16 protein-coding genes, 1 tRNA gene and 1 riboswitch are annotated in these 16,204 nt (G+C 27.2%); of the genes, 8 read left to right on the forward strand and 9 right to left on the reverse strand.

All coding sequences use genetic code 11. The annotated features are described in order from the left end of the window. The first annotated feature begins 79 nt into the window (after positions 1-79). From ACZ5CK_RS05765 to ACZ5CK_RS05800, 8 genes are all read left to right on the forward strand, one after another. The gene (locus tag ACZ5CK_RS05765) at positions 80-703 is read left to right on the forward strand and encodes a hypothetical protein (protein WP_464580886.1); all 624 of its coding nucleotides are present in this window, start codon (positions 80-82) and stop codon (positions 701-703) included. Positions 704-791: 88 nt separating this feature from the next. Then, positions 792-3,269 carry a leucine--tRNA ligase gene (gene leuS / locus ACZ5CK_RS05770; RefSeq protein WP_464580887.1) on the forward strand — a complete coding sequence of 826 codons (2,478 nt, stop codon included), beginning with the start codon at positions 792-794 and terminating at the stop codon, positions 3,267-3,269. Positions 3,270-3,282: 13 nt separating this feature from the next. Further along, positions 3,283-3,936, forward strand: a complete 654-nt coding sequence (locus ACZ5CK_RS05775; RefSeq protein WP_464580888.1) for a redox-sensing transcriptional repressor Rex — start codon at positions 3,283-3,285, stop codon at positions 3,934-3,936. Further along, positions 3,937-4,023, forward strand: a tRNA-Leu gene (locus ACZ5CK_RS05780). Between the two features lie 42 nt (positions 4,024-4,065). After that, positions 4,066-4,755 (forward strand): 16S rRNA (cytidine(1402)-2'-O)-methyltransferase, encoded by a 690-nt coding sequence (rsmI, locus tag ACZ5CK_RS05785; RefSeq protein WP_464580889.1) that lies wholly within the window; start codon positions 4,066-4,068, stop codon positions 4,753-4,755. Continuing rightward, complete coding sequence (gene xseA, locus ACZ5CK_RS05790; RefSeq protein ID WP_464580890.1) at positions 4,742-6,145, forward strand: exodeoxyribonuclease VII large subunit; 1,404 nt, start codon at positions 4,742-4,744, stop codon at positions 6,143-6,145. Before rsmI ends, xseA begins: the two co-directional genes overlap by 14 nt. Beyond that, complete coding sequence (locus ACZ5CK_RS05795) at positions 6,142-6,399, forward strand: hypothetical protein (protein ID WP_464580891.1); 258 nt, start codon at positions 6,142-6,144, stop codon at positions 6,397-6,399. Before xseA ends, ACZ5CK_RS05795 begins: the two co-directional genes overlap by 4 nt. Positions 6,400-6,475: 76 nt before the next feature. Then, the gene (locus tag ACZ5CK_RS05800; protein ID WP_464580892.1) at positions 6,476-7,042 is read left to right on the forward strand and encodes a hypothetical protein; all 567 of its coding nucleotides are present in this window, start codon (positions 6,476-6,478) and stop codon (positions 7,040-7,042) included. Between the two features lie 321 nt (positions 7,043-7,363). Here the strand turns inward: ACZ5CK_RS05800 and guaB are convergent, their stop codons facing one another. The 9 genes from guaB to gatC form a co-directional block, all read right to left on the reverse strand. After that, positions 7,364-8,818 carry an IMP dehydrogenase gene (gene guaB, locus ACZ5CK_RS05805; RefSeq protein WP_464580893.1) on the reverse strand — a complete coding sequence of 485 codons (1,455 nt, stop codon included), beginning with the start codon at positions 8,816-8,818 and terminating at the stop codon, positions 7,364-7,366. Between the two features lie 13 nt (positions 8,819-8,831). Then, a complete protein-coding gene (guaA, locus tag ACZ5CK_RS05810) occupies positions 8,832-10,340 on the reverse strand; it encodes a glutamine-hydrolyzing GMP synthase (protein ID WP_464580894.1) in 1,509 nt (502 codons plus the stop codon). Between the two features lie 69 nt (positions 10,341-10,409). Further along, positions 10,410-10,511, reverse strand: a riboswitch (purine riboswitch). A 59-nt stretch (positions 10,512-10,570) separates the two neighbouring features. After that, entirely contained in the window at positions 10,571-11,299 is a 729-nt protein-coding gene (locus ACZ5CK_RS05815; protein WP_464580895.1) for a TlyA family RNA methyltransferase, read from the reverse strand. Next, positions 11,289-12,371, reverse strand: a complete 1,083-nt coding sequence (locus tag ACZ5CK_RS05820; RefSeq protein WP_464580896.1) for a hypothetical protein — start codon at positions 12,369-12,371, stop codon at positions 11,289-11,291. Before ACZ5CK_RS05820 ends, ACZ5CK_RS05815 begins: the two co-directional genes overlap by 11 nt. Before the next feature lie 59 nt (positions 12,372-12,430). Continuing rightward, a complete protein-coding gene (gene truA, locus ACZ5CK_RS05825) occupies positions 12,431-13,168 on the reverse strand; it encodes a tRNA pseudouridine(38-40) synthase TruA (RefSeq protein WP_464580897.1) in 738 nt (245 codons plus the stop codon). 11 nt (positions 13,169-13,179) lie between these two features. After that, positions 13,180-13,770, reverse strand: a complete 591-nt coding sequence (locus ACZ5CK_RS05830) for a hypothetical protein (protein WP_464580898.1) — start codon at positions 13,768-13,770, stop codon at positions 13,180-13,182. A 9-nt stretch (positions 13,771-13,779) separates the two neighbouring features. Beyond that, positions 13,780-15,465, reverse strand: coding sequence for a phospho-sugar mutase (locus ACZ5CK_RS05835; RefSeq protein WP_464580899.1), 1,686 nt, complete (start codon positions 15,463-15,465; stop codon positions 13,780-13,782). 101 nt (positions 15,466-15,566) lie between these two features. Continuing rightward, entirely contained in the window at positions 15,567-15,905 is a 339-nt protein-coding gene (locus tag ACZ5CK_RS05840; RefSeq protein WP_464580900.1) for a YraN family protein, read from the reverse strand. 1 nt (position 15,906) lies between these two features. Next, positions 15,907-16,203 carry an Asp-tRNA(Asn)/Glu-tRNA(Gln) amidotransferase subunit GatC gene (gene gatC, locus ACZ5CK_RS05845; protein ID WP_464580901.1) on the reverse strand — a complete coding sequence of 99 codons (297 nt, stop codon included), beginning with the start codon at positions 16,201-16,203 and terminating at the stop codon, positions 15,907-15,909. Position 16,204 lies beyond the last annotated feature (1 nt).

Below are 16,204 nucleotides of genomic sequence, written 5' to 3' on the forward strand. Positions count from 1 at the left end.
ATACCATTCAAAAATTTAAAAAAGTAGCAAATAGAGTGATGGAATATGTTAATGCCACTATAACGATAGGAGGTAAACAATGAGAATTACCAGATTATTATTATATTTAGCAATAATTTTATCATTAGCTTCAATTTTTATGTCTATTGGTAGTGAAATTAGATTTTCAAAATTCCAAAATTATATGGAAAGCCTATTTAATAGGCAAAATGCAAAAGTAACAGATAGTATTGCTCAGTTGAATACAAAAATAAATGAATTAAATAAATATTATGAACCAAATGGTGTTGTAGAAAAATTTATTAATTATAAAACTAATTTAGAAAAACATATGGATGACTTAGAAAAACTTCTGACTTTAGCTCAAGAAGAAAATAATGTTGGATATTTCCAACTTTATATAACAGGATCTAGGGAAGTTTGGATCGGAATTAAGAATGATAAAAATAAATATGTTTTTCAAGGAATGATAAAACCTGGTTTATCACCATATAAGTTTTATTTTTTTAAAGATCCTCCAGTAAAAACATCTTATACTATTAAAATTCCCGTTAATGCAAAAATTCAAACAGCAAATCCAGACAATATCTATTTTTTAATTCAAGAACCTGGTCAAAGAAGATTAAAAAAAATGCCTTCTGCAAAGTTGAATAATATATCTGAAGATTTAAATTTATACATTCCAACAATAAGAGGAAATTAATAAAAAAATTGATAAATATATTCAAAAATACGTATTTTTCTGGTATAATAAATGAGAAAGTTATCACTTGAATATAGGAGGGAAAGACATGGATTTTAATCATATAGAAATTGAGCAAAAATGGCAAAAAGAATGGGAAAAAGAAGAAGTATTTAAAACATCTCAAAGAAGTGATAAAGAAAAATATTATGTATTAACTATGTTTCCGTATCCATCAGGAACAATACATGTTGGACATGTAAAAAATTATGTTATTGGAGATGTGGTTGCAAGATATAAAAGAATGCAAGGATATAATGTCTTACATCCTTTTGGCTATGACGCATTTGGATTACCTGCTGAAAATGCTGCTATAAAAAACAATGTAAATCCCGAAGATTGGACTTTTAAAAATATAGAAAATATTAGAGGTCAAATTAAAAAAATTGGAATTAGTTATGATTGGGATAGAGAAATTGCAACATGTACTGAAGACTACTATAAATGGACTCAATGGATATTTTTAAAACTATTCGAAAAAGGATTAGCTTATAAAAAACATGCAGCAGTTAATTGGTGTCCAAGTTGTAAAACAGTTTTAGCTAACGAGCAAGTTGTTAATGGAAAGTGTGAAAGATGTGGAACTGAAATTGAAATGAAAAAACTTGAACAATGGTATTTTAAAATAACAGATTATTCTGAAAAACTATTAAATGACTTAGAAAAATTAGAGGGTTGGCCAGAAAATGTTAAAATAATGCAAAAAAACTGGATAGGTAAGAGTGTTGGAGCTGAAGTAGACTTTACTATTGAAAGTACAAATAAGAAATTAAAAGTTTTCACTACTCGCCCAGATACATTATGGGGTGTCACATTCATGGCTTTAGCACCAGAATCTCCATTAGTTGAAGAATTAACAACCTCTGAACAAAAAAAGGAAGTTGAAGAATTTTTAAATCGTGTTACAAAAGAAGATAAATTCAAAAGAATTGCACAAGGTGCAAAAAAAGATGGAGCATTTACAGGTAGTTATGCCATTAATCCTGTAAATGGCGAAAAAATACCAATTTATGTAGCAAATTATATTTTATTTGAATATGGTACTGGTGCAATAATGGCAGTTCCTGCACATGATCAAAGAGATTTCGAATTTGCTAAAGAATTTAATTTACCTATAAGAATTGTAATTAAACCAGAAAATTCCGATTTAGAATCCTCAGATTTAAAAGAAGCTTTTACTGAAGATGGAATAATGGTTAACTCTGATAAGTTTAATGGGATGAAAAATAGAGAAGCTTTACCAGAAATTATAAAGTGGCTAGAAGAAAATAATTTAGGTAAAAAAAGTATTCAATATAAATTAAGAGATTGGTTAATATCTAGACAAAGATATTGGGGAGCCCCTATTCCAATTATCTATTGTGATAAATGTGGAGTTGTTCCAGTCCCCGAAAAAGATTTACCAGTAAAATTACCTAAAAATGTTAAATTCGAACCAACTGGAAAAAGCCCTTTAGCTACTAATGAAGAATTCATTCATACAACATGTCCTAAGTGTGGTGGGCCAGCTAGAAGAGAAGTTGATACAATGGATACTTTTGTAGATAGTAGCTGGTATTATTTAAGATATATTAATCCTAAATTGGAAGATAAACCATTTGATACAGATGATGTAAACTATTGGCTTCCAGTGGATCAATATATAGGTGGAGTTGAACATGCAATTTTGCATTTGTTATATTCAAGATTTATTACTAAAGTTTTAAATGATTTGGAATATATTAATTTTTCCGAACCATTTTCTAACTTATTTACACAAGGAATGATTTATAAAAATGGTGCAAAGATGTCAAAATCAAAAGGTAATGTTGTGTCTCCTGATGAGATGATAGAAAAATATGGTGCAGATACCTTAAGACTATATATGTTATTTATGGGACCACCTGAAAAAGATGCAGAATGGAATGATGCGGGTTTAGAAGGCGTAGCAAGATTTATGAATAAAGTTTGGAATTCGATGTCAAAAATAATTGAAATAACAAAAGATATTAATATAGATAATATGCATTTGAAAAGCAAAGAGGAAAAATCTTTAAGAAGAAAACTTCATCAAATTATCGGAAAAATTACAAATGACATTGAAAAAAATTTCCAATTTAACACTGCTATTAGTGGTATGATGGAATTAATAAATGAATTAAATACATATATGAATCAGATTTCTGAAGAGAATTGGAATAAAGAGTTATTAAAGGAAATTGCACATGATTTTGTAATTCTATTATCTCCATTTGCACCACATATTGCTGAAGAATTATGGCACATGATGGGGCATAATACCTTTGTCTTAAATGCAAAATGGCCAGAAGTTGATGAAAAAGCACTTGAACGGGAAGAATTAGAAATAGTTGTTCAAGTTAATGGAAAAGTCAGAGGAAAAATTATTGTTAATGCTGATTCTTCTGAAGATGAAATTAAAAATAAAGCATTTAATGATGAAAAAGTTAAAAAATATATTGAAAATGGCGAAATAAAAAAAGTTATCCTGGTAAAAGGTAAATTATTAAATATTGTTGTAAAAAAATGATTGGAGGTAAATTATGAAAAATCCTAAAATACCTAAACCGACTATAAAAAGATTAGCTGTATATTACAGATGTTTGGAAAATAAAAAAATTAATGGTATTCAAAAAACATCATCTAAAGATTTAGCAGATTCACTACATATTAAAGCAAGCCAAATAAGAAAAGATTTATCCTATTTTGGGGAATTTGGAAAACGTGGTGTTGGATATGATGTTGATAAATTAATGAATTCTATAAAGATAATATTAGGACTCGATAAAAAATGGAATGTTGCTATTATTGGTGTTGGGAATTTAGGAGCGGCCATAGCAAATTATACCGGCCTCGAAAAAAATGGTTTTTTTATAAAAGCAGCTTTTGATAAGGATAAATCAAAAATAGGTAAACAAGTTTCAGCAGGTGTTTTGGTTTACGATATGAAAGATTTAAAAAAAGTTTGTAAACAGAAAAAAATTGATATTGCAATCTTATCTGTTCCTGCTTCTGTTGCTCAAAATGTAGCTGAAGAAATTGTTGAAACTGGTATTAAAGGTATTTTGAATTTTGCACCAATATCTTTGAATTTACCTGATAAAATTTCAGTAGAAAATGTTGATTTTACAATTTCATTGAAAGCATTAACATATGACATTGTTTCAAATATTGGAAATATAGAATTAAAAGATTAAGCCGAGGTGGCGGAATTGGCAGACGCGTATGACTCAGAATCATATGGGCATATGCCTATGCGGGTTCAAATCCCGTCCTCGGCACCAAAAAACCCGCTTTAGCGGGTTTTTTTAATGAGAGGTGAAAATATGGGTAAATTATTCATTATAGGAACACCAATAGGAAATTTAAAAGATATTTCTTTAAGAGCTATTGAAACATTGAAAGATTCAGATATAATTTTTGTAGAAGATAAGAGAGTTACTATAAAGTTGTTAAATAGTTTAGATATAGGAAAAAAAGAATTATTTACATTCAGCGAATATAATGCAAACAAAGTTTTAAAAAGAGCTGTAGAGTTAGTAAAAGAAAATAATATTTGTTCATTAGTAAGTGATGCTGGAATGCCCGTTATTTCTGATCCAGGGTATCAATTAATAAACAAATGCTGGCAAGAAAATATTGAAGTTGATATTATACCTGGTCCAAATGCACCAGCTGCTGCTATTGCTGTAAGCGGATTTCCAGGATCAAAATATATGTTTCAGGGTTTCTTGCCAAGAGGAAAAAACAAAAGAAGAGTTTTAAGAAAAATAAAAGATTTAGGTATTCTATTTGTTTTTTTTGAATCTCCACAAAGATTAAATAATACTTTGAAAGAAATATTAGAAATAGTTGGAGATAGAGAAATATTTATTGCTAGAGAAATGACAAAAATACATCAAGAATTCTTTAGAGGAAAGGTTAGTGAAGCAATAATTCATTTTTCGGAAAAAAGTATAAAAGGTGAAATAACTGTTGTATTATCCGGAAAAGAGGGTGAAAATGAAAAAATTTAAAGATTTATTAGATTTAGTTAAATGGATTACAAATGAATTAGAAAAAACTGATATTTTAGAGGATACTATAGTATTTTCTGGAGATATATCAAAAGCAAAAACAAGTAGTTTTGGAGATTTATATATTGAAATTTCCCAAAGAAATGATAATGGGAAAACTTATAAAATAACTGTATTTTTATCTAGATATTACATAAAAACACTATTAGATAATTTAAAGTTAAAAAATATTTTTGAATTAGAAAATAAAAAATGGATAGTTATTGGAAAATTGTCTTTTTGGCCATCTTCATCATCATTCGCAATAAAGCTTCAATCTCTTTTGCCATCAGGAGAATCAAATCTTGAAAAAAGAAAAAGAGAGATATTAAACAAATTAAAATTAGAAGGTTTAATTAGAACTAAAGAAAATAAATTAGAATTCCTTGAACCTATAAGAAAAATAGCTGTAATTTCTTCCGAAACAGCTGCTGGTTATGGAGATTTTATAAAGAACATTAACAAATTAAAAAATCCTCCCTTAATCCACCTTTATCCATCATCAATGCAGGGAATAGAAGTTCCAATGAGTATTAGTAAATCACTAAAATTAATAATAGATTCAAAAATAGATTATGATGTTATTGCTATCATTAGGGGTGGAGGGGCTAAAGCTGATTTAATGTATTTTGATGATTATAATTTAGCTCAAAATATAGCATGGGTTTCGAATAATAAAATTCCAATTTTAACTGGTATTGGTCATGAACAGGATACTACCATACCAGACTTTGTATCTTATATGAGATTTTCAACACCAACTGAGGTTGCTAGAGCAATTGTAAAACAAATAGAATATTATAATAAAAAAATAGATGATAATTTTCAAAATATAATTTATTCTATTAATAATATATTTATCCAAGCAGAATTTTTTTCCAAAAATATATTGAATAATTTAAGTAGTATGATAGACCAATTTTTTGAAGAAGAAAATAATAAAATGAAATTATATTTAAGCACATTAACTAATTTTTCTAATATAATTTATTCCAATGAACAGAATTTAAATAAAGCAATAAATAGTATTAAATTCTTTTCTAATCATATAGGTAATAATTTAGAAAACTTTGAAAAAAATAATATCAAGATTGAAGAAAACTTAAAATATTTTTTCGATAATTATCTATCAAACAATTTTAAAAAACTAAATGATTATTATTTAAACATAACAAAAAATAGTCCATTTAGTGCTTTTTTAAGTGGTGGTGCTGTTTTAATTCAGGATTCTCAAAAAATTGATAGTGCATATAAAGCAAATATGGGAAAAAATTTAGAAATTATATTATATGATGGAGAAATGGAAGCAAAAATAAATAAAATAAAACATTACAGGGAGGAAGAAAAATGACTATTGATGAAATTTTAAAATTATCAAAAACTGAGCTAAAAAAATATTCTTTTAAAGAAATATCAAATATGCTTGAATTGATTTCTCAAATGTTCCAAAAAAACAGCAATGATTTAGATGTTGAATATGCTTTAGAAATATATAAAAAAGGATTGGATTTACTTTTGATTGCCAAAGAAAAACTATCCATAACTAAAGAAGAAAAAGAAAAAATTGATAAAAAATTTGAAGAAATAAAATCGAAATTTGAATAATACCTCCATTTTCTAAGGAAATTTTAAGGAAAATAAGGTATCATTAAGTTGAAATTAGAAATAGGGAGGTGAAAAAATGAGAAAAACATTTATAGTTTTATTATTAAGTGTATTAAGTGTTTCACTTTTTGCATTCGTAAAAACTCCTATTTTAAGTGAAGATCAGTTAATTGAGGTAAAAGGCACCATTGAAAGCACTCAAACCACATCTGGAAGATTTTTTTATTTGAATTTAAAAGGAATGAATGATTTTAAAGCTATATTCCCTAACTTTCCAAAGTTAGCAAACTGGTTTGAAAAAAATACTGATATTACATTAGAAGGATATTATGTTGAATTAAAAACAGGAAAGTATTTTGTACCAGTAAAAGTAACATATAAAGAAAAATCATTTGATTTAAGAAAAGAAATTGCAAGGAAATTATATGCTAGAAAAAAGATGTTATATTATAAACAAAAAAACAGAAGACCTTATAATTATTATCATATGTACCCAGAATATCCTCCTAATATGATGAATAAACCAAATTATTATAACTATACCCCAGGATTACCAAGATACCCAAGATATAATAATATACCATATACTCCTAATCCTAATCATAATTATTATCCGCGAAAAAAATTGCCACCTATTAAATAACACCCCCAAAATTAGGGGGTGTTATTTATAGATAAAGTATAAAACAAAATAATCAAAATAGTATTTGCTCATCCAGCGAAAATTCTTATTCTTCAAAAATGCTCATAAACATATTTTTAATGCTTCGCATTAAAAATAAATAAATGTTTTTATGTTAAAAAAATATAATAATTAATATAAGTTATAAATAAAACAATTATTTTAGCTTATAATATTTAAAATTTCGCGAAGCGAAAGTTTGGAAATTTTCAAGGATTCACTCATATTGTTTTTTCATATTCATTTTGTCAAAAGTTTGCATCCCCCATTAAAGGGGAGTATTTATTTAATAGAATAGTTTGGAGACTCTTTTGTTATTGATATATCATGGGGATGACTTTCTTTAAAACTAGCAGCGGTTATTTTTATAAATTCTGCTTTACTGTGAAGTTCTTTGATTGTTTTTGCTCCAATATAACCCATTCCTGATTTTAATCCACCTAATAATTGGTAGATAACTTCATTTACTGTACCTTTAAATGGCACCATTCCTTCAACACCTTCTGGTACAAGCTTATCTGTATTTGTAATATTTTCCTGGAAATATCTATCTTTACTTCCTTTTTTCATGGCACCAATTGATCCCATTCCTCTATATGTTTTATATTTTCTTCCCTGATAAAGTATAGTTTCTCCTGGAGCTTCTTCTGTTCCAGCAAATAAACTTCCAAGCATTACTGTATTTGCACCTGCAGCTAATGCTTTTACAATGTCTCCTGAATATCTGATTCCTCCATCTGCAATTACAGGAATATTATGTTTTTTTGCTACTTTTACAACATCCATAATTGCAGTTAATTGTGGAACTCCAATACCAGCGACGACTCTTGTAGTGCATATCGAACCAGGACCTATACCAACTTTTAATGCATCTGCACCCGCTTTTATTAGGTCATTCGCAGCTTCTTCTGTTGCAATGTTTCCTGCAATCACAGGAATTTCCGGAAGTTTACTTTTCAAAAGTTTTATTGTTTCTATAATATTTTTAGAATGACCATGTGCGGAATCCAGAACAATGACATCAACATTTGCATTGATTAATGCAGAAGCTCTTTCTAAAGCATCAGAAACCCCGACTGCACCACCAACCAATAATCTACCTTTAGAATCACGAGAAGCATTTGGATGTTCTATAACAGAGAAAATATCTTTTATTGTTATTAACCCTATTAATTCTTGTTTTTCATTTATTATAGGAAGTTTTTCTATTTTATTTTCATGAAGTATTTCTTTAGCTTCAGTAATTGAAATATGAGGTCCAGCAACAATTAATTTTTTTAGTGGTGTCATTAATTCTTTGGCTTTTTTTGTAGAATCTTTTTCAAATCTCATATCTCTATTAGTTAAAATACCTAATAATTTATTATTTTCATCAACTACTGGAAGGCCCCCTATTTTATACTCATGCATTATTTTTTCAGCTTTGAATATAGCTGTATCAGGAGTTATAGTTATGGGATCATATATAATTCCATTTTCAGATTTTTTTACTTTTTCAACTTCATGAGCTTGTTCTGCTATACTTAAATTTTTATGAATAATTCCTATACCACCTGAATGAGCCATGGCTTTTGCCATTTGGCTTTCTGTTACAGTATCCATTGCCGCTGATAAAAAAGGTGTATTTAAATATATATCTTTGACTAATAATGATTTTGTATCAACTTGTGAAGGAGTAACTTCACTGTATTTTGGTTTTAGTAACACATCATCAAATGTTAGAGTTTCCCTAAACATAAATTTCCTCCTTTCACTCCCATTCGATTGTAGCGGGTGGTTTTGAAGTAATATCATACACAACTCTTCCAATTCCTTTTACTTCATTTATGATTCTTGTTGAAGCCTCTTCTAATATTTCAAAAGGTATCTTTGACCAATTAGCGGTCATTCCTTCAACACTATTAACACTTCTAATAGCTAAAACATAATCGTAATTTCTCTCATCTCCTACAACCCCTACAGTTTTAATTGGAGTTAAAACTGTAAATGCCTGCCAGACTTTATCATACCAATTATTTTTCTTTAAGGTTTCAATAAATATGTGATCAGCTTTTTTTAATATATTCAATTTCTTTTCTGTAATTTCACCAATTATACGTATGGCTAAACCTGGTCCTGGAAATGGATGTCTGTATAAAATATGTTTAGGAATTCCAAGAATTTCACCAATTTTTCTAACCTCATCTTTGAAAAGATATTTTAATGGTTCAATTATCTTAAATTCAATATCTTCAGGTAACCCGCCAACATTGTGATGACTTTTTATTTTTGCAGTATTTTTACCAGAAGCGGCACTTTCAATAACATCAGAATATATGGTTCCCTGTATTAAATAATCATAGTTATTTTTTGATACTTCTTCAAAAACCCTAATAAATTCTTCTCCGATGATTTTTCTCTTTTTTTCAGGATCAATAATATTTTTTAATTTGTCTAAAAATCTTTTTTTTGCATCTATAACAGTTAAATTAATCCCAATTAAATCTTTAAAGATTTTTTTTACTTCTATTTCTTCATTTAATCGCAATAATCCGTGATTTACAAAAACAGCTTTAAGATTTTTTCCAATGGCTTTATATACTAAGACAGTAGCAACAGAGGAATCAACTCCTCCAGATAAGGCTATAATAGCTTTTTTATCATTGATTTTATTTCTGATTTCTTCTATTTTTTCTTCTATGAAATAATTTAATGACCAATTTTTTTCCAACTTTCCAATTTTAAAAAGAAAATTTTCAATGATTTTATTTCCGAATTCAGTATGTTTTACTTCTGGATGAAATTGCAAACCATATATATTGTTTGAAAATTTAATAGCAGCATATATATTATTTTTTGTTTTCGCAATAACAGTACTATTTCTTGGTAAAGAAATAACAGAATCACCATGACTCATCCAGGTTATTATATTTTTCGGAACATTATCAAAAATAGGATCATTGGAAATTTCGATTTCAGTTTTTCCATATTCTGAAATTTCGGTTTTCTCAATTTTCCCTCCAAGTTCCTTTGATAATAATTGAAGGCCATAACAAACACCTAATATAGGTTTCTTAGTATTTAATACCCATTTTGGTAAAGGTAAGGCGTCAATATTATTAACGCTTTTTGGACCTCCCGAAAGAATTATTCCACTAATTTCATCTGGTGGATTATCGTCGTATTGTATAACTTCTGAGTAAACGCCCAATTCCCTTATTCTTCTAGCAAGCAACTGTGTGTATTGAGAACCGTAATCGATAATAACAACTTTTTTCATAAACACCTCCTATAAAAAAATACGCTCCCCTATAAGGAAAGAGGAGCGTATATTCTTTATACACTGTATATAAAAAAACCCCTTTCCTATAGTCAGATGGTTTACGGCCATCTGGTAGATACTTCCAGACCATATTACTGGAATTATATAGGAAAAATATAATCGTATTTAATTTTTTGTATTCTAACAAAAAAAGGCTGTTTTTCTTTTTCTAAATAATTAATAATCTGTTAATCCATTTTATATTTAACATATAACAGATATTCAATATTACCTTCTTTTCCTTTGATTGGTGATTCTGTTATCCCAATAATCTCAAAACCTTCATTTTTAAAAGCTGAAGTTACTTTTTCTATTGCTTCATTTCTAAATTTATCATTTTTTACTATTCCTTTTGTGAGCTTAGATGGTTCCAATTCGAATTGCGGTTTAATTAATACGATTCCTTCAGAATTTTTAGATATAATATTTTTTATTGGTGAAATTAATTTAGTAATAGATATAAAAGATACATCACAGGTAAAAAAATCTATTTCTTTAAAATTTTCTTTTTTTAAATATCTAGCATTTGTATTTTCCATTAAAATAATTTTTGAATTATTTCTTAATGATTGATGTAGTTGATTGGTTCCTGAGTCAATAGCATATACTTTCTTCGCACCTTTTTCTAATAATACTTGAGTAAACCCTCCAGTTGAAGACCCTATATCCATACACACTTTTTCTTTAACTGATATATTAAATATATTAAAAGCCTTTAATAATTTATAAGCTGCTCTACTTACATATTTTTCTACTTCGATTATTTCAATGACATCACCTTCATTTATTTTTCTGGATGGTTTTGTAACTATAATATTATTAACCTTTACTTTTCTTCCTTTAATCAAACGTTGTGCTTTTTCTCTAGATTCAATATTTTTATACTTTACCAAGTAAATATCAAGTCTAATTTCCATTTTCTTTCCTCTTTATTATTTTTATTATGTTATCTTTAATAATAATACTTTTATCATCAAGAATTATAGTTTTCTTTGTTTCGATGTTTATATTATTTTTAATATTAGATGTTTGATTAACAAAATATAATCCACCAGTTTTTAAATCTATTGTATAAATTTTACCTCCAAATGTTGTTATTGAAATTTTATTTTGATCTACATTTATGGATGCTGGAGCCCTTTCCATATCTCTAGTGATATTTCTCAACCCTAAAGTAACAATTTCACCATATGAAGTTATAATATATATTGTAAAGTTATTTTCATAAGCAAAAATAGGAATACCGTGAAATTGAATACCTTTTTTCCTTTCTAATAAACCAAAAGGAGATGCAAAAATAGAATTTTCAACTTCTAATATTTTTTCATCACTTTTTTTAGGTATCCAAATACTTTTGTCTATGCCTGAAATTTCAATTCCAGATTTTAAATCAAAAATAGCTAAAATTTTTTTTAGTTTTATCTCTTTTTCAATTATTTCAGAGGTCAGATTAACAATATAAGAATTTTCAACACTTGATAAATCTAGATTTATTTTTTCATAAGGCGTTTCCAAATAAAACTTACCAGGAGGAAACTCCATTTTGTCTTTTAATACTATTTTCTCTCCATTTAAAGTAGCCTCACCTGTATATCCAATAAATTTCACCTCAACCCATTTATCAGGTACTTTCTTAATACTTTGACCAATAGGTAGATTAACAGGAATTTTAAACTCAACATTATCTTTTAATATTTTTATAATTAAATTAGTAGACCAATCAAAAAAAGCGGCATTTACAATTTCACCATAACTATCGTATAATTTACAATTATTACCAAGTAAATAGATTTTTCTATTAAAAGAATCATTAAAAATTTTATTGATCAAATTTTTGTAATTTGAAACAGCATCAGAATATTTAATATTATCAAAATTTATATTTATTTTTGTTGAATCTATTGAAATTTCTAATAATTTTGAATTTGTGGAAGGGGGGGTTTCAATATCTGTATATTTATATAATTCATAAAATATATTAGAAAACATAGAAATTGGGCCATTATAGATAAGCCCAATTTTATCTTTTGAAAATATGTTAATTGATATTAAAATAATACAGAATAAAAGTATAATCCTTGTGGTGGAGCTGATGCTGGAGCTTTGGAACGACTTTTTGCTTCTAATATTTCTTTTATATATTCTGGTTCCCAACTTTCTGTCCCTACCTTTACTAAAGCACCTACAATATTTCTAACCATCCTTCTCAAAAAAGAATGCCCCTCTACTCGTATCAATATAATATTATTTCTCATTTTTAAAATTCTAATTCTATATATAGTTCTTACAGGATTTCTATCATCATTACCCGTTTTAAATGTTGTAAAATCATGTTCTCCTTCTAAATATTTAGCAGCTTTTCTCATTTTTTCAATATTTAGATTATATGGAAACCACCAAACTCTATCTCTTAAAAATATATTTGGCTCATCATTTTGATAAATGAAATAATGATAAATTCTTTTTTTTGCTTCGTGGCGTGGAGAGAATTTATCTCGAACATTTCTAACTTCCCTAACATAAATATCTTCAGGTAAATTTGCATTTAAAGCATCTTTTATATTTTTTAATGTCATTTTATCATTAGGTACATTAAAAGCTATAACCTGTCCATATCCATGAACACCTGTATCTGTTCTTCCTGCACCCCACGAAATAATTTTTTGTTTAAAAATTCTTTTTAAAGTTTTTTCAAATTCACCCTGAACAGTTCTAACTTTAGGTTGTCCTTGAAAACCATTAAATTTAGTTCCGTCATATGCAACTATTGCAGCAACTCTTCTCATTTTTACCTCCATTATAAAACGCCTTTTTCCTTTAAAACACCAGTTTCTAATAGTTTATAGGCAATTTCTTTTTCTAATTTTTCAAGTAATTCCACTTTTTTATCAAATAAACTTTCATAAACCCTTATTAAATATAAGTTTGCAAATTTAGAGATATACATTTTCAAAGTATCTTTATGTGATACTTCAACATTATTAACAAATAATTCTAACCAATCTTCATAATTTTCTCTAATTCTTTTTGTTTTAATTAATTTATTAAACTCATGTATAGTATTATAAAGCCCAACAAATTCTGATATTATTTCTATATAATCACCATATAACTCCCTAATTTCTTCTGATAAATAATCCACAAAAGAAACTTTTAGATAGGAAGTCATCCTTTTATCAATTTTTAAAAATCTTTTCATACCAACTAAGTTTCCTTTTTTCTCTTTTAAAATAAAGTATCCTAATATGCCGCTATTATAATTTTTAATTTTTTCTAAATCTTCTTCAAAATATAAAGTGATTTTTAGATTTTTTAAATCAATAAATCCCCAATTTTTCGGAACATAAAAATCACCATTATTACTTATTAGCAACAGGTTAGGTTCCATAATTCCACCTCAATATTCGATCAATAATTTAACAACCTTTGTAGCTTCATTAATTATACTTTCAGCTTCAGAAAAATCTTTTCCTTTAGCCATTAAATAAAATTTTATTTTAGGTTCTGTACCAGAAGGTCTTCCGATTATTTTCAACTTATTGTCATAATTCAATTCTATAACATTAGATTTTGGTAAATTATTTATACCTTTTGAATAATCTATTGTTTCTATTAAATTTAAATCATTAACTTTCAATGGTGGCTCATTTCTTAATTTTTCCATCGTATCATTTATTTTCTTTAAACCTTCTATACCTTCTAAAGTAAAAGAAACATTTTTTTCATTATAATACCCATATTTCTTCCTTAATTCTTCAAGGTATTCATTTAAAGTTTTCCCTTCATTATATATATGAGAAGCCATAATTGCTACTAAACCAGCAGCAATAACAGCATCTTTGTCCCTTGCATGATCGTTTGCTAAATAACCATAACTTTCTTCAAAACCAAAAATAAATTTTTTTTCTCCATTATTCGAATAATTTTCTAATTTTTCTCCTATAAATTTAAATCCAGTTAATGTTTCTTCTACAAAAACTCCGAAATCTTTTGCAATAGGTTTTACCATATCTGTGGTAACAATAGTTTTTATTATTAGTCCATTTTCAGGCAATATTCCTAAAGCTTGCATTCTACTTAAAATAAAATGACTTAACATAACACCAATTTGATTTCCTGTAAAAGAAACGAACTTTCCATTTTCGTTAGCAATGACACCTAATCTATCAGAATCTGGATCAGTTGCCATTATTAAATTAGCATTTATTTCTTTAGCATATGTTAAAGATAAATCATATGCATCTTTTTCCTCTGGGTTGGGAACTCTTAATGTTGGAAAATTCCCATCAGGAGTAGCTTGTTCTTTTACAATATGCAAGTCAAAATTTAATCTTCTTAATAGTTCAGAAACGGGTTTTAGACCAGTTCCATGTAATGGGGTATAAACAATTTTAAGTGTATTTTCTAAACTCGGGTACAAAGAACGCAAATAACTTTCTAAAGTATTAATATAATCATCAAAAAGATTATCTGATATCCAATTTATATATCCTTCTTTAACTGCCACATTAAAGTCCATAAATTTAACGTCATTAAAATAATCTATTTTATTAATTTCTTCTATCACTTTATTAGCAACCTCAGGAACTGCTTGTGTCCCATCAGAAGTATATATTTTATAACCATTATATTCAGGAGGATTATGACTTGCAGTAATAACAATACCTCCTGTAGCCTTCAAATATCTAACAGAAAAAGATAATATAGGTGTTGCAGTAACTTCTTTAAATAAATGAACAGTAATCCCATTTGCAGCTAAAACAGATGCTGCAGTTTTAGCAAATTCAAAAGAAAAATTCCTTGTATCATAAGCTATTGCTACTGAAGGGAATCTACATACTTTCTTTAAATAATTTGCAAATCCTTGTGTAGCTCTTGCAACTGTATGTATATTCATACGATTTGTACCTGCACCAATTTTTCCTCTCAAACCGCCTGTACCAAACTCTAAATCTTTGAAAAATCTATCAATAAGTTCTTTTTCGTTTTCTTTGATGCTATTTAACTCATTTTTTAATGATTGATCAGCTTTTTCTATCCATAAATTAAACTTATCATATATTTCTTTTTCTATCTTTCCCATTATAATTCCTCCTTAAACTTTACTTACATTAAAAATTATAACACAAAAAGAAGAAATATATCAAAAAAATATTTTAAAAATTAAAAAAGGGGCAACGCCCCTTAAAATAACTTTTGATTAGGAAAATAAAATATTTCGAATTTATCATTCACTCCAATTACATCAATTCTAGTTTCTTCAAAATCAATATCAAAATATTTTATAAAAATATTAGCAGTTTTAACAATTTTTTGAAGTTTTTTATAATTAACTCTATATGCAGGATTTTCAATATAATCTTTTCCACCTTTAACCTCAACAAATACAAGGCATTTTTTATCCAATGCAATTATATCTATTTCACCAATTTTAGTAGTGAAATTTCGTTTAATAATTTTAAATCCTTTTTCTTTTAAAAATTTTACAGCAGCATCTTCATAAATTTTTCCTTTGTTGTTCATGTTAGCTATGAATGCCTGGAACTTTTAAAAGATTATTTTTCTTTTCAGGAAATTCATCCAATATACTTTTAATAGCATCATCAACTTTTTCCTTATCTCCATGAAATATATTTTTCAACATTTTTTCTACAGGAGAGAATAATGGTTCTACATTAGTTGTATCAATCTCATCTATCATTTGCATATATTTTAATATATCGCTTAAATCTTTCTTTATAGTATCTTTTTCATCTGATGATAATTTTATCATAGCTAATTTTTCTAACTTTTCAATTAATTCATCAGTAATAGAAATCATA

The sequence above is a fragment of the Marinitoga okinawensis genome (assembly GCF_055387075.1).

What these genes read in the sequence shown, in the direction of transcription:
- xseA (WP_464580890.1), top strand. Translation starts at nt 4,742, where the DNA reads ATGAAAAAATTTAAAGATTTATTAGATTTAGTTAAATGGATTACAAAT.
- leuS (WP_464580887.1), top strand. Translation starts at nt 792, where the DNA reads ATGGATTTTAATCATATAGAAATTGAGCAAAAATGGCAAAAAGAATGG.
- ACZ5CK_RS05795 (WP_464580891.1), top strand. Translation starts at nt 6,142, where the DNA reads ATGACTATTGATGAAATTTTAAAATTATCAAAAACTGAGCTAAAAAAA.
- guaB (WP_464580893.1), bottom strand. Translation starts at nt 8,818, where the DNA reads ATGTTTAGGGAAACTCTAACATTTGATGATGTGTTACTAAAACCAAAA.
- truA (WP_464580897.1), bottom strand. Translation starts at nt 13,168, where the DNA reads ATGAGAAGAGTTGCTGCAATAGTTGCATATGACGGAACTAAATTTAAT.
- ACZ5CK_RS05800 (WP_464580892.1), top strand. Translation starts at nt 6,476, where the DNA reads ATGAGAAAAACATTTATAGTTTTATTATTAAGTGTATTAAGTGTTTCA.
- ACZ5CK_RS05835 (WP_464580899.1), bottom strand. Translation starts at nt 15,465, where the DNA reads ATGGGAAAGATAGAAAAAGAAATATATGATAAGTTTAATTTATGGATA.
- ACZ5CK_RS05765 (WP_464580886.1), top strand. Translation starts at nt 80, where the DNA reads ATGAGAATTACCAGATTATTATTATATTTAGCAATAATTTTATCATTA.
- ACZ5CK_RS05815 (WP_464580895.1), bottom strand. Translation starts at nt 11,299, where the DNA reads ATGGAAATTAGACTTGATATTTACTTGGTAAAGTATAAAAATATTGAA.
- rsmI (WP_464580889.1), top strand. Translation starts at nt 4,066, where the DNA reads ATGGGTAAATTATTCATTATAGGAACACCAATAGGAAATTTAAAAGAT.
- ACZ5CK_RS05840 (WP_464580900.1), bottom strand. Translation starts at nt 15,905, where the DNA reads ATGAACAACAAAGGAAAAATTTATGAAGATGCTGCTGTAAAATTTTTA.
- guaA (WP_464580894.1), bottom strand. Translation starts at nt 10,340, where the DNA reads ATGAAAAAAGTTGTTATTATCGATTACGGTTCTCAATACACACAGTTG.
- ACZ5CK_RS05820 (WP_464580896.1), bottom strand. Translation starts at nt 12,371, where the DNA reads ATGTTTTCTAATATATTTTATGAATTATATAAATATACAGATATTGAA.
- ACZ5CK_RS05775 (WP_464580888.1), top strand. Translation starts at nt 3,283, where the DNA reads ATGAAAAATCCTAAAATACCTAAACCGACTATAAAAAGATTAGCTGTA.
- ACZ5CK_RS05830 (WP_464580898.1), bottom strand. Translation starts at nt 13,770, where the DNA reads ATGGAACCTAACCTGTTGCTAATAAGTAATAATGGTGATTTTTATGTT.
- gatC (WP_464580901.1), bottom strand. Translation starts at nt 16,203, where the DNA reads ATGATTTCTATTACTGATGAATTAATTGAAAAGTTAGAAAAATTAGCT.